The sequence below is a fragment of the Proteiniclasticum ruminis DSM 24773 genome (assembly GCF_000701905.1).
GTDB classification, from domain to species: domain Bacteria; phylum Bacillota; class Clostridia; order Clostridiales; family Clostridiaceae; genus Proteiniclasticum; species Proteiniclasticum ruminis.
Genome location: NZ_JNKC01000001.1, coordinates 401,565 through 415,316 on the forward strand (window position 1 = coordinate 401,565; position 13,752 = coordinate 415,316).

Genomic DNA, 13,752 nt, shown 5'->3' on the forward strand with positions numbered 1-13,752 from the left:
ACAAAAATGTGCTTACTTTTTTTATGGTTGGGTTTCATTTTCCTCATCTGCTGCTGTATCTGCTTCAGTGTCGTCCCCTTCTACTTTATCCTCATAAGATGAGATGGGTTCCGGCAGTTCATACTCATACTGACGTACGTAATCAGGATACTCTGTTTTCAGTTTCTCCTCAAAATACTCTTCAAAAACAGCCAACGCTGCAGGTACAACAAATGCACCTCTTGTTACGTCATATATCACAACTGCCACGACGATTTCAGGATCATCGATAGGTGCCACAGCCGTATACAAACCAAAGGCATCACGCCCTAGCTCTTGCTGATTCTCCTTAAATGTACCTGTACCTGTTTTTCCGCCAGTTGCAATCGGAAAATCTTTAAGTGTAGCGTAACTACCACCACCCGGCAGTGTTGAAGCTCGGAGTCCATTAAGCAGTGCATTCACTGAAGACTCTTTGATTCCCGTTTCTTCCAGCACTACAGGTTCATTTTCCTGAATGACATTCCCCTCGGTATCTGTTATTCTCTGAACCAGATTTGTCTTATACCGTGTTCCGCCATTGACTATAGTGGCAAGAGCATTGGCAATCTGAAGAAGTGACGTCTGGTTATCACCCTGTCCAATGGAAGAGTTTAAGACATTTCTGGGGCTTATGATCTCTGTGGTCTGATCATATACGATCTTAGCTGCAATCTGCTCTGCGTAAAATTTAGAAGATTCCAGCCCATTCGCTTCTTCTTCCGGCAGTATTGCAATATATTCTTCAAAGGCTTTTCGAAGACTCTGCACCACCTCGGCATAGTCCTGTCTGACATAGTTGTTCGCATCGTCAATAGAAATATCAAAGGCATTTCTGACCGCTTCTTTGATCTTTTCTTTCCCGAGCGCTTTCTTTTCCTCATCCGCACGGTTTACACCGATATCAATCGGTGCAAAACTGCGGCCGGTGTTCCTTGCTTTTCCCGCATTCAAGAAAGCCACAACATCAAACATAAAGAGCCTCTTCGTAATCTCCACTTTAGAATAATGATTGTATACATTTCCTGATATATTCTCATTGATTTCTAAACCGGTCGTACTATGGGGCTTCTCTTCTGGATTGTATCCCATGCCAAGTTTCCATGCCCATTCAGCTATAGCATTGAGTCCTTTTGCTTTGTAGAGTCTATATCCTACATCAGCAAAGAAGACGTTGGAGGATTTGGCCAGAGCTTTTGCCATATTGATATTTCCATAAGCTCCTCCACCATCATTGGTGATGGGATTCCCGACCTGATCATTGGTATAAGCTCCGTCGTCGCGAATGAGTGTATTTGGTGTCAGAACTCCTTCTTCAAGGGCAGCAAGGCCTGTTATGACCTTAAACGTGGACGCTGAGGGTATAAGACCCTGAGTGGCGTAATTAAATAATGGTTTTGCATAGATGTCATTGAAATCCGACACAGTGCCATCCGCATTGAACCGAAAGAGATCTTCCGGCACCGCCGGCCTTGTTTCGCCGGTTTTTGCATTCACAGTAGTTCTTAGATTCATTTTACGGATCAGCTCTTCTGCATAAGCTTTATAATCCGGGGTGAAGAATTCCTTGTACATTTCACTCGTAAGTCTTCCGGGAACAGCAAAAAGATTGGGATCATAACTTGGATTGCTTGCCATCGCCAGTATATTTCCAGTATCTGCCTCCATCACAACAATAGCACCTCTTGTGGCATTGGTGGAATTCTGTGTATATCCAACAACTCTGTGCACCGTATTCACTTGTGAGTACTCGTAAATCAGGTCACTCAAAACCCTTTCCGCCGTATACTGAAGATTTGCATCCAAGGTGAGCTGAACATTATTTCCAGGATAAGTCCCGAGTTCAAACAGTTCACTGATGGTTCTTCCGTTTTTATCCACTTCAACGGTTTTTACACCCTTGCTGCCACGAAGCCAATCCTCATAGGCGGATTCAATGCCTGAAACACCAATGTAATCTTTGGAAATATCATATCCTTTTTCCATATAGGAGTTCTGAGAACCCGCTGGAATAGGATTGAGGTAGCCGATGACATGAGCAGCCGTAGCCTGATAAGGATACAGTCTGATTGGATTTGTCTCCACATCAATACCAGGAAGCTTACTTAACTGTTGAAGGAAGGTGAAGGCTGTCTCTTCTTTCATGTTGCTCATAAGCGTCACTGCTTTAGAGCCTTGATAACTTTCCATTCTAATGCTGTCTCTAATAACCAGATAAGCCCTGATGGTTTGCCAGTCGAACTTTTTCAGGAGCTCTTCATGTATTTCACGTCCGGACATCTTATCATAGAGCTTTTTTTCTTCAGCAGATGGAGAAAGTGCATCGTAAAGCTTATAAAATTCAATGAGATAGAAGTAGGTTTCTTCTGGAGAAAATTCTAGTATCAGTTCATCCAGCCTATCCGTTTCTTTTTCATTCAGCTCAGATATTTTGCTTTTACCCGTCTCTTCACGCAATACAGTATTGAAAAGATAGTCATTGATACCACGATCCTTCTTCCATCTCAATTCAGATTTATTAATGAAATCAGGGTCCTCAGATCCAAATTCAAATCGGAAAGGATCTGTCTTCAGACTGAACTTGTCATTGATATCTTCTCCACTGTTCTTCAAAAGTGCACGCACCTCATCAATGGTCTGATACAGAACTTTTCTAGACTCCGTGGTATCCACATAAATCAGATTATAACTTTTCAGAGACGTCGCAAGAACTCTACCATCCGCATCCAAAATTTCCCCTCTTGGAGCTGAATAATCGATGTTTTTGATAAACTCCACATTGGCTCTGGCAGAATATTCTTCTCCATGAATCATCTGAAGAGTCACCATCTCATTAATCAGCAAAGAGAATATCATAATCATAATGATCAAAAGTCCTGTATATCTGTTGAATTTCTTTTTCTTCTTATTATTCATATACTCACCTTAGTTTTATTTGAAAGATTCCGCTAGGATCTCAATATATTTCTCGTCTTCCATCTTAGAATAAATCACTCAAAACAGTATACCTGAAAGTTCTTAAGAAGACATTAATCCCTTGTGAAAAACAAAGGATGATTTCTATTTGCTGTATTGATTTTATAGTATAATATTTTTGATAGTATTCTTTATAATCTACACCTTCACCAAGTTTTAAGGTTTATCCTTCTTCAATTTAAGGTGTTGAACATAAAATAGAACTAATAGCTAAAATTCCGGTGACTGAACCGGTCAGCCAATGGAGGTACCAATGGAAAAACAGACAATACTAATTGTAGATGACGAAAAGGAAATCAGAGATCTCATTGAAATTTATCTGAGCAATGAAGGATATGAAACAATCAAAGCGAGCAATGGAGCAGAAGCATTGGAAACCGTCGAAAAACATCATGTGGATCTTATTATTCTTGATATCATGATGCCTAAGAAAGATGGTATTCAAGCATGTATGGAGCTTCGCAAGACCAAAAACATGCCAGTGATCATGCTTTCTGCAAAAAGTCAGGATATGGATAAGATTCTTGGGCTCACTTCAGGTGCGGATGACTATCTCACCAAACCATTCAATCCGCTGGAGCTCATCGCACGCGTAAAGTCACAGCTGAGAAGATATTATACATTGAATGCGGATAGACCTAGAAATGACAGTGTACTGACTTTGGATGATATTACCATCAACATCAATACCAGAGAAGTCAAAAAGGGAAATGATTCCATTAAGCTTACCAAAACAGAGTTCGATATGCTGGAGTATATGACAAGAAATACTGGCATTGTGCTTTCTGTTGAAAAAATATACGAAAATGTATGGAAAGAAGAGTTTCTTGAGTCCGAAAATACAGTGATGGTTCATATCAGAAAACTTCGCGAAAAAATCGAAGATGACCCTAGAAACCCAAGATATATCAAAACCGTTTGGGGAGTAGGATACAAAGTTGAAAAATAAGTTCATGAAGTCACGAAATAAGAAACCCATCCAAAAGGAAAGCAGGATTGACCGTTTCTTTTTGAGAATGGATAATTTCATACGCGCTAAAATCAGCAGCAACATCCAGCTTGAACTGATTTTTGCAGTGGCATTCTGTTTGGTTCTGGCTTTTCTTGCGTACAACATCACTTTTAATATGACAAGAAAAGTAACGTTAAACCAGTTCATCTCCTATGAACAGGGAATGCATGACATCTCCGCTTCTGCCAATGACATCGCGGAGCGCATGCTGAACGATCTCCGCTATAAAGAAGAGGATGAAATCACCCAGGAAATGCGCGACAATGCCCGATATCCTTCTGAAAACAATCCGGATGCCAAGCAGTTCAATCTGGAGCAGGCCATGCAAAACCTTATTATGGATTTCGCAAGGACAAACACCTTGAAGCTTATGGTTACAGATTTACAAGGAGAAATTCTGTTTAAAACCGATAACGTCACAGAAGCTCGAGTGGATATTTTTTCCGTTATAAAATCAGCCTACGACATTGATTTTTATAAAGATGGCCAAATTGACGAAGACAGCGCTGGTGAACTGATTTTTGTGTATCCGATGAACTTCTTGAAGCGCGATATCTATCTGATCATCAAAGATACACCCATCGCTGATATTCAGACAACTCCCTACTATACCTACAACACTTCCCTATCCATCTTTGTAGGTTTCTTTTTCTTTATCTCGGGATTTCTGATCCTTACAAAAAATAAAATGGACTATATTCAGGAACTGTCTAACACAGTAAGAGTCATCTCCACTGGGAACTTGAAACATAAAGCTCCAGTAAAAGGAAACGACGAACTTACTCATCTGGCGAAGAGCATCAATCTCATGGCTCAGGATATAGACGAGCGTATTGAAGAAGAAAGAAACCTCGAAAAAACCAAGCAGGAGCTGATCACAAATGTCTCCCATGATTTGCGTACGCCGCTCACTTCGATAATCGGATATCTTGGACTCGCAAAATCAGAAAAAATAAGCCCAGAACAGAAAAATGAGTATATCGATATCGCCTATTCCAAATCGGAACGCCTGAAAGAACTGATCAGTGAGCTTTTTGAGTATACGAAGCTTCAAAGCCCTGACAACAAATCTGTCTTTTCACCGGTGAACGTGGTGGATCTTCTGGATCAGCTCATTGAAGAAATGATTCCAATTGCAGAAGAACGGGGAATCCAGATTCAAAAAAACGCAAAATCCAAAGATGTTGTGCTGCAAGCTGATGTCCCTCAGCTCGTCAGGCTCTTTGAAAACCTCATTTCCAATGCAATCAAGTACGCTTACACAAACGATCCCATTCTGATTACGGTAGATGGCGCTGACGCCAACGGTTTTTCCACCCTGACGTTTGAGAATACCATTGATCATATCACTGATGAGGAAATCGAAAAAATGTTTGAGCGTTTTTATAGACTTGAAAAAAGCAGATCCAGTGAAACTGGAGGAAGCGGTTTAGGCCTTGCCATCTCAGAGAGTATTGTGCATCTTCATCAAGGCAGAATCTATGCAAAGAAGCTGACAGATCAGAGGATCAGCATCATTGTGCAGCTGCCTGTCATCCAAACCAGCTGATAGAAGCTGCCTACTATATATTTCTCGGATTTCATACTATAATATAAAAAAAGCTAATTCAATGTCTAACGGAGGAACTATATGGATATACTCAAAAAGGTCTTCAATAGAAAATTCATCTATGCTTATATTTTTCTATTGTTACTCCTTGTATTTTTGTACTTCAACAACAAATATCAGAAGGACGAAATCTTTTACGGAATGATCTACATTCTGGTCGGTTTTATGATTTCACTGTTCTACGTACTGAAAGATTTTATTTACACGCCTGACAGACTTCAGTATAAACAGGTGATCATGGAAGATGCACTTTTTAATCATAAAGGTGAAATTATAGAAGATTTCGAAGCATACCCACTTTATGATGAATTCATCGCTTTTCACCTTTCCCGAAAAGATGAGGACCCCTATAACGATACCGTCACTTCCCTTCAGGCAGTGCGTTATAAAAAGAGTAAGATGATAGACTCTCTTTATATTCCACTGAAACCCGAAGACCCTTTATTGAATAAATATGTCATCCCATTAAACGAAGCCATCGGCAGATTTCTAAGATATGCAGACAGTTTACCTATAATCATCTACAACCAGCCCTTCACCCATACTTATCTGAACATCAAACTGGATAAAGAAGTTCATATTTCTTTTATCGATGCAATGAAGATGAGTAAAGATCTCTACGGCATCACAAACAAACCCATCTCACATCTTCAGAAGTATCTTGGGTTTTACAATCTGGGCGGAGATCTCGTCAAGGACGCGAAAGTAGTAGGTGCAATTTATCTCGACTATATTTACACGGTATCAAAACACCGCGCAAAATCCGAAAAAAAGTCTGGATTGAAGCCACTTACAAGTTTAACTCAGAAAATAAAAAGCACCACAAATCCTGTTCCCGAAAAATCTGAAGTGAATGCTCCACAGCCAAAAATCAGCCCAAAGCCTTCGCATGAACACACCAGTTCCAACTTAAAGGAAGAGACCGTCAAGAAACCATCAAATACATAGCAGGTGATTGTATGAAGCGATATCTCATCATATTTCAAGGCCGTGTTCAAGGTGTCGGGTTCCGATTCTTTACGTATGAAACTGCAACTCGTCTCAAGATGACTGGAAAAGTGCGGAATATGACAAACGGCCATGTAGAATGTGAAGTCCAAGGAGATTCTGAGGCTTTTCAGCGTTTCTTCGCACTCCTTATGAAGGGGAACGGTTTCCTCAAGATTGAGGATTACACACTGAAAGAGTTGCCCGTGATTCCCGAAGAGCAGTCCTTTAAAATTGTTGGCTGATTTCTACAAGCTTTCTACAAGAAGTATTCGCAATTGTGAATACTTCTTTTTATATGGTCATTTCTTTGATATACTACTATCAGAATAATTAGAAAAAGAGGTGTATTATGGATCAACCACGAAAAGCCGGAAACAGTCCGATTCTTGTAGAAATGAACGCAAGAGAAACTCGCTATTGGTGTGCTTGCGGAAAAAGCGCTTCACAGCCTTTCTGTGATGGCAGCCACAAAGGCACAACAGATATTATACCTGTCTTGTTCACTGTAGAGGAAAGCGGTACCAAGGCACTCTGCAACTGCAAGCAGACAAAAACTCCTCCCTACTGTGATGGCTCACATCTTACTGCGGACTAAGTCATAACATAAGAGAAAACGAAAAAGAAACTCTCCCAAGCGGAAGAGTTTCTTTTTCGTTTCAATGATTATTTTATTAGATTTTCAAATTTTCGAGCTCAGTAATCCGATCCACTTTTGCTTGGGATCCTCCACCTGAAAAATCAGATTCCAGCCATATATCCAAAAGGTATGTGGCCAGTTCGGGAGCAACTACTCTGGCACCCATGGTCATTATCTGGCAATTATTGCTTTTTCTAGACCTTTCAGTAGAATAGGGGTCATGACATACAGCTGCACGTATCCCTGGCACTTTATTGGCTGTGATGGCCATACCTATTCCTGTCCCACAAAGGAGAACACCTCTTTCGTATCCTCCATCGGCAACTTCACTGGCCACGGTATAAGCGACATCCGGATAAAGTACGGATTCATCTTTAAGTGATCCAAAATCCTTCACCTCAATACCTTTTGTTTCTAAATGCTTTATTAAAATATGCTTCAGATCATATGCTGCTTCATCGCAACCGATTGCTATTCTCATTCTTCTTTCGTTCCTTTCTCTGATCTTATAATGATAGTATGGATTTAAAATTATCTTTCAGTTTTGGATACAGTGCATCAAACTCGCGATATACATTGTCATATGCTGCAACATTCTCTTGAACCGGCGCATAGACCTCATCACGCATTTTGATGATTTTATCGCAGGCATCTACTACACTGTCATAAGCTCCACATCCTACCATAGCCAGTATCGCTACCCCAAGGGCAGCACTGTTTTCAGACTTCATAGCTGGAAGTGAAACAGGGAGATCATAGACATCTGCCAAAAGCTGTCTCCAGAAATCACTCTTTGATCCTCCGCCGCACATGTGCACATGATCCACTTCAACTCCGGTATTTCTGATACCAGACATGATATCCTTCAGCGCATAGGTAACCCCTTCCATCACCGCACGGGTCATGTCCGCTTTTGTATGAATCGCCGCGAGTCCGACGAAGGAACCTCTACAGGTCAGATTGAAATGCGGAGACTGCTCACCGTTCAGATATGGCAGATAGACCAGCCTGTTGGCACCAATGGCCGAAGAAACGGCATCCTTATTGATGGCTTCATACTCCAGGTCTTCTGGATAGAAGTTATTTCTCCACCATTTCAATGAGCCTCCTGCAGAATTCACACTGCCCATATAATGCCATGCACCTGGAATCGGCATACAGAATGTATACACAGATTTATGAGGATCCAGTAGCGGTTTTTCTGAATAAGCAAACACTGTTCCTGATGTCCCAATTGTCGTCATCGCTCGTCCTGGAGAGACAATTCCTGTTCCAACACCTGCAGCTGCATTATCACTGGCACCACCAACAACGGCACAGCCTGTGGTGAGACCTGAAGCTTCTGCAACCTCAGGAAGGACGTATCCTGTAATTTCATGAGACTCGTATACTTTTCCCAGCATCTCCTCAGTAAGGTCCATTTTCTTCAGAATTTCTGTTGCCCATTTTCTGTTTGGAATATCCAGAAGCTGCATTGCTGAAGCATCAGATACCTCCGTTGCATATTCTCCTGTCAGACGGTACCGCAAATAGTCTTTAGGAAGATGGATGTGCGCAACTTCTTTATAGAGCTCCGGCTCATTATCTTTCACCCACTGAATCTTTGCTGCTGTAAGCCCTGGTCTTGCAGGTGTCAGAGAATATTTCATGAACAGTTCATCCCCAACAATCTCCCTCACATGCTCACAAGCTTCAGAAGTTCTTCCATCATTCCACAAAATGGCTCTTCTCAGCACTTTTCCTTCCTGATCCATCATAACAGCGCCCATCATCTGCCCCGATATTCCCAAACCTTTTACAGATTCTGCCGGTACACCGCTCTTCTCCATAACCTTTCTTATCGTCATGATTGATGCCTGGTACCAATCTTCAGGTTCCTGTTCGGACCATCCATTATGTGGTTGATACAATGGATACTCCATTTCGGATACAGCAACCTCTTTTCCATTTAAATCAAAAAGTACAGTTTTCAGGCTTCCAGTCCCCAAGTCCAATCCTAAAAAATAACTCATGTTTTTACCCCTTTTTATTTATTTGATATTTATGATTACATGATTTTCTGGAATTTCTTCCATGGGATGTTCAGCTTTTCCCCGTGATTGAGAAGGCCGTCCACATGCATTAAAAGCGGATAATCCTCCAAACTCACAATCCCTCTCTCAGCCAGCGCTTTTACCGCTTCCGCAGTTCTTGTTGCAATAACAACAGCCTCCAGCGTCTGCCCTTTCAGCTCTTCCATGACAGCTTCAATGGTATATCCTTTCCCAAGAAGAAGTCCCACAGTTCTGCTTCTACCCGCAGCTACTGTAACATTGAGATCTCCTGCAGCGAACATAATATTTTCGGGTCTTCCTCCCACAATCTTCAGCAGATCCATCATCTCCTTGACACTCTGCTGAAAAAGAGCTGCTTCAGAATTATTATGGTCTACACCATCATCTCCAAGTTTTTCAGCCATTCCGATAGCCAAGGCAGTGCCCAAGGCATATCCATTTTTCAAAGCTACTGCAGATTCAAGACCAACCACATCATCCGTCAGGCTGATTACATAATAATCCGTCTCAAACAAGGACCTGATCCATTTCAGCTTTTCCAGGTTTCTTCCGCAGAATCCCACAAAAGACTGATCATGGTCTGATAAGTCTCTGGCTGTACATGGACCCCCAATGGCGTAAATCCCCAACTTACTACCTGGCTGAAGTTTTCCTTCCCAATACTCTGGATAAGTGACAAGGCTACCATCAGCTTCATTGAGCATCCCTTTGGTCACGGATAACACTGGAATCTTTTCATCCAGTATGGGAAGGATTTCTTCTGCAAACCAGTCTACACCAAAACTTGAAACACCACATACAACCAAATCTGTATCTTGTAAAGATTCAGCCAGGTCCTCTATCTTATAGTATCTGATCCCATCATGTAGAGTTCTTTTCAGATTCACGTGATATCTGTCCCGTCTTAAGCGATCTATGATGTCTCCATCTAGGGGACTACCCACCAACCGAACTTCGTGTCCATTTTCTATTAATGGAAAAGTAAGAGCTGAAGCCATCTGTCCAGACCCAATTAAAGTTACAACACTCATTTTCTACCTCCAAAAACGTTTACTTCTTTCATTTCTCTCATCATAATCCTCGTTATGGGAAAAATCAATAGTCATCTGGGAATTTTCCCAAATCATGAAATTCTACCCACTGCAATTGCGAAATTTCACCCAATAGCACTGAAATTATTCCCATGAGCTGATTATAACGCTGAAAACCTTGACAGAAACAAGAATTATCTATATTTTGAAATTATCAGTCATTAATCGGAGGAAGTATGGATACAACGAAAATCAGCCAAATATTGCGCATCTCAAAAATGTACTATGAACTGAACATGGGGCAGGTGGAAATCGCTGAAAAAGAAGGTATCAGCAAATCTTCAGTCAGCAGACTCCTTAAAAATGCGATGGACATTGGACTGATAGAAGTCCGTGTGAAAGAATCTGTATTGTCTTACAGCGAGCTTGAGAAAGAACTGACAGAGAAATTCCCGCTAAGACGCGCTGTCATTGTTCCCGATCTGGTAGGCAACAGACAGGTTCTTCTTCAGGATGTATGTGGTGCTCTTGCTGAAGATCTTCCCCGCTTTCTGAAAAGCGACTCTATTTTAGGTGTCCACTGGGGCCACACTCTTGCGGTTCTTGCAAAGCAGCTCCCGTCGCTTCGGCTGAAAGGAGTTTCTGTCATCCAGCTCAGCGGAGGTTTTTCGAGGGCTGTTTACGAGTCTGGTGCCCTTGATATTCTGAAGAATTTCGTGGACTGTGTCAATGGCACAGGCTATCAGATTCCTGCGCCCGCCATGGTCGATCAGAGTTTCATCGCTGATGCCATCAAGCAGGATGGTCAAATCAAAGAGATTCTTGATATGGCCGATCGCTGCCACACTGCGATTTTTTCTGTTGGAAACTTAGAAAGACCTTCTGTACTCTATGAGATGGGCGTTATCAACGAGGATATCTACCGTGAAATCCGCGAAATGGGCGGCATTGGTGACTGCTGTTCACACTTCATCGACAAATCAGGGAATGTACTGGACGAAAAACTGGACAGCCGAGTTATTGCCACTCCTCTATCTGTCATTAAAAAGATCCCCAATAAGATGCTCATTGCTGTAGGCAAGGAAAAAACAGAGGTTATTATTGCTGCATTGAAAGGTGGTCTTGCTGATAGTTTATACATAGATGCTCCGACTGCTGAAGAAATCTTAAAACAGTATCAGGGATAAAAAACAGGTTGCGAAGGCAACCTGTTTTTTATGTCTTTACTAAAATCGTAAAAAGAACTGAAAATATCACCCAGGAAACTCATGTTTCGAAAAATCACAATTAATTCATGATAATTTTCACATCTCATCTATAAAAATATGAAAATTACATGTGGTAAAATTGTTAAATTTAAGATATAATACCTAAGGAAGGCTTAATGAATATTGAAATTTCATATCTATGAAATAGCGCCAGAACCTATAGCGATATAGGTTGACGAGGACGAAGTTATCGAATTTTCGGCGGATGCTTCGCGGTAGACACTACCGATATCTGACAGAGAAATCCAAAAAGTGATTTTTGGGACAAGGCTGTCAGGGTGTATTAAGCCTGTCTAAAAATATTTAGAGAGGTGTTTTTTTATGTGTGGAATTGTCGGTTATGTAGGAAACAAGGATGCATCGGAGGTTCTCATCAGCGGACTTTCAAGACTGGAGTATAGAGGATATGACTCCGCAGGAATTTCAGTACTCCACGAAGGAGAGCTTACAGTAAAAAAAGCGGCTGGAAGACTGAAAAATCTAGAGGAAAAGCTCAAGCAAGAAAAAGTTCATGGTCACATGGGTATCGGACATACAAGATGGGCTACCCACGGTGCTCCTTTGGACAAGAACTCCCATCCTCACAACAGCAACAATGGGAAGATTTCTGTTGTGCATAACGGTATTATTGAAAACTATATGGAAATCAAAGAAAAGCTCCAGGGACTGGGCTACGTCTTCTACTCCGACACAGATACAGAGGTGATTCCGAATCTGGTAGATTACTACTACAGCGGAAATCTGCTGGAAGCGTTGAAAAAAGCTGCTGCAGATCTTAAAGGAAGCTACGCTCTTGGCGTCATGGCGCTCAATGAGCCCGATAAAATTGTTGCAACCAGAAAAGATTCTCCCCTTGTTGTGGGTGTTGGTGAAAAAGAATGTTTTATCGCTTCTGATGTGCCTGCAGTGCTGAACTATACAAAATCCTTTGTGTATCTGAATGATGGAGAGTATGCAGAGCTGTGCAAAGACAGCTTGCAGTTCTTTAATCAGAATGGAGAGCAAATCGAAAGAGAAGTTACGGAAATTACTTGGAGTGCAGAATCCGCAGAAAAAGGCGGTTATGCTCATTTTACCATCAAGGAGATCTACGAGCAGCCAAAGGCTCTAAAAGATACCATGACCGGAAGAATCGTTCCAGGCAAGAAGGTTAAGCTAGATGATATCCATATCACCAAGGAAATGCTGGAAGACTATTCCAGAATCTATATCATTGCTTGTGGAACCGCTTATAATGCAGGACTTATTGGTAAAGTAGCCATTGAAAATCTTGCAAGAATCCCAGTTGAAGTAGATGTGGCTTCAGAGTTCAGATACAGAAATCCAATCATAGATGCAAAAACTCTTGTGATCGTCATCAGCCAATCCGGTGAAACTGCCGATACTTTAGCTGTATCCAGAGAAGCACAAAAATTCGGTGCAAGAGTAATTGCCATTACGAATGTAGTCGGAAGCTCTATTGCCCGTGAGGCAGATGATGTGTTCTATACCTGGGCTGGTCCCGAAATCGGTGTTGCCTCCACCAAAGCTTATCTTACAATGCTTGTAGCGATTTACAGCATCGGAATATACTTTGCTGAACTTCTGGGAACACAGAAAGAGACTTATCTGGAAGATCTGAAGAAAGAGCTGTTGACCTTACCAGAAAAAGTGGCTTCTATCATAGCAGACACAAAGAAAATCGAACACTTTGCTGATAAGATCCACACCGAAAAGGATGTATTCTTCTTAGGCAGAGGTCTTGATTACCAGATTGCTGTAGAAGCATCTCTGAAATTAAAAGAGCTTTCATACATCCATTCTGAAGCATATCCAGGTGGTGAACTGAAGCATGGCTCTATTGCCCTCATCGAAGATGACATAACTGTTATTGCCAGTCTTACACAAAGAGATCTTCTTGAAAAAATGCAAAGCAATATAAAAGAAGTCGTTTCCCGTGGAGCTAAAGTTATGGCCATTACCTTCGAAGACAATCACGATGTAGAGCACTTCTCAGATGAAGTGATTATTATCCCAAACACCATGGACCTCATTGCTCCAATTCTTGCTGTAGTCCCACTTCAGCTTTTAGCCTATTATGTTGCTTTATATAAGGGGTTGGACGTGGATAAACCAAGAAATCTGGCAAAATCTGTAACCGTAGAATAATTATACCAA

Annotated in this window: 11 protein-coding genes; 7 read left to right on the plus strand and 4 right to left on the minus strand. The window is 41.4% G+C overall.

Annotation, left to right across the window (positions count from 1 at the left end):
• Positions 1-21: 21 nt before the first annotated feature.
• A complete protein-coding gene (locus T487_RS0101960) occupies positions 22-2,934 on the minus strand; it encodes a penicillin-binding transpeptidase domain-containing protein (RefSeq protein WP_031573354.1) in 2,913 nt (970 codons plus the stop codon).
• 313 nt (positions 2,935-3,247) lie between these two features.
• Here T487_RS0101960 and T487_RS0101965 point away from each other — a divergent pair, with 313 nt between their 5' ends.
• The 5 genes from T487_RS0101965 to T487_RS0101985 all read left to right on the plus strand — a co-directional run bounded on the left by T487_RS0101965 (position 3,248) and on the right by T487_RS0101985 (position 7,200).
• Positions 3,248-3,943 carry a response regulator transcription factor gene (locus tag T487_RS0101965; RefSeq protein WP_031573357.1) on the plus strand — a complete coding sequence of 232 codons (696 nt, stop codon included), beginning with the start codon at positions 3,248-3,250 and terminating at the stop codon, positions 3,941-3,943.
• 4 nt (positions 3,944-3,947) lie between these two features.
• Positions 3,948-5,555, plus strand: a complete 1,608-nt coding sequence (locus tag T487_RS0101970; protein WP_155953234.1) for a sensor histidine kinase — start codon at positions 3,948-3,950, stop codon at positions 5,553-5,555.
• Between the two features lie 81 nt (positions 5,556-5,636).
• Positions 5,637-6,563, plus strand: coding sequence for a hypothetical protein (locus T487_RS0101975; protein ID WP_031573365.1), 927 nt, complete (start codon positions 5,637-5,639; stop codon positions 6,561-6,563).
• Positions 6,564-6,574: 11 nt separating this feature from the next.
• Positions 6,575-6,847, plus strand: a complete 273-nt coding sequence (locus T487_RS0101980) for an acylphosphatase (protein ID WP_031573367.1) — start codon at positions 6,575-6,577, stop codon at positions 6,845-6,847.
• 107 nt (positions 6,848-6,954) lie between these two features.
• Positions 6,955-7,200: a CDGSH iron-sulfur domain-containing protein gene (locus T487_RS0101985; protein ID WP_031573370.1), complete on the plus strand. Its 246-nt coding sequence runs from the start codon at positions 6,955-6,957 to the stop codon at positions 7,198-7,200.
• Between the two features lie 76 nt (positions 7,201-7,276).
• Here T487_RS0101985 and rpiB read toward each other — a convergent pair whose 3' ends face one another.
• The 3 genes from rpiB to T487_RS0102000 are packed head-to-tail and all read right to left on the minus strand — an operon-like array spanning position 7,277 to position 10,327.
• Positions 7,277-7,723: a ribose 5-phosphate isomerase B gene (gene rpiB, locus T487_RS0101990; RefSeq protein ID WP_031573373.1), complete on the minus strand. Its 447-nt coding sequence runs from the start codon at positions 7,721-7,723 to the stop codon at positions 7,277-7,279.
• A 25-nt stretch (positions 7,724-7,748) separates the two neighbouring features.
• Positions 7,749-9,254, minus strand: coding sequence for a xylulokinase (gene xylB / locus T487_RS0101995; protein ID WP_031573376.1), 1,506 nt, complete (start codon positions 9,252-9,254; stop codon positions 7,749-7,751).
• A gap of 35 nt (positions 9,255-9,289) precedes the next feature.
• Positions 9,290-10,327: a glycerol-3-phosphate dehydrogenase gene (locus T487_RS0102000; protein ID WP_031573379.1), complete on the minus strand. Its 1,038-nt coding sequence runs from the start codon at positions 10,325-10,327 to the stop codon at positions 9,290-9,292.
• 236 nt (positions 10,328-10,563) lie between these two features.
• Here T487_RS0102000 and T487_RS0102005 point away from each other — a divergent pair, with 236 nt between their 5' ends.
• A complete protein-coding gene (locus tag T487_RS0102005) occupies positions 10,564-11,514 on the plus strand; it encodes a sugar-binding transcriptional regulator (protein WP_031573381.1) in 951 nt (316 codons plus the stop codon).
• A gap of 402 nt (positions 11,515-11,916) precedes the next feature.
• Positions 11,917-13,743, plus strand: coding sequence for a glutamine--fructose-6-phosphate transaminase (isomerizing) (gene glmS / locus T487_RS0102010; protein ID WP_031573384.1), 1,827 nt, complete (start codon positions 11,917-11,919; stop codon positions 13,741-13,743).
• Positions 13,744-13,752: the final 9 nt, after the last annotated feature.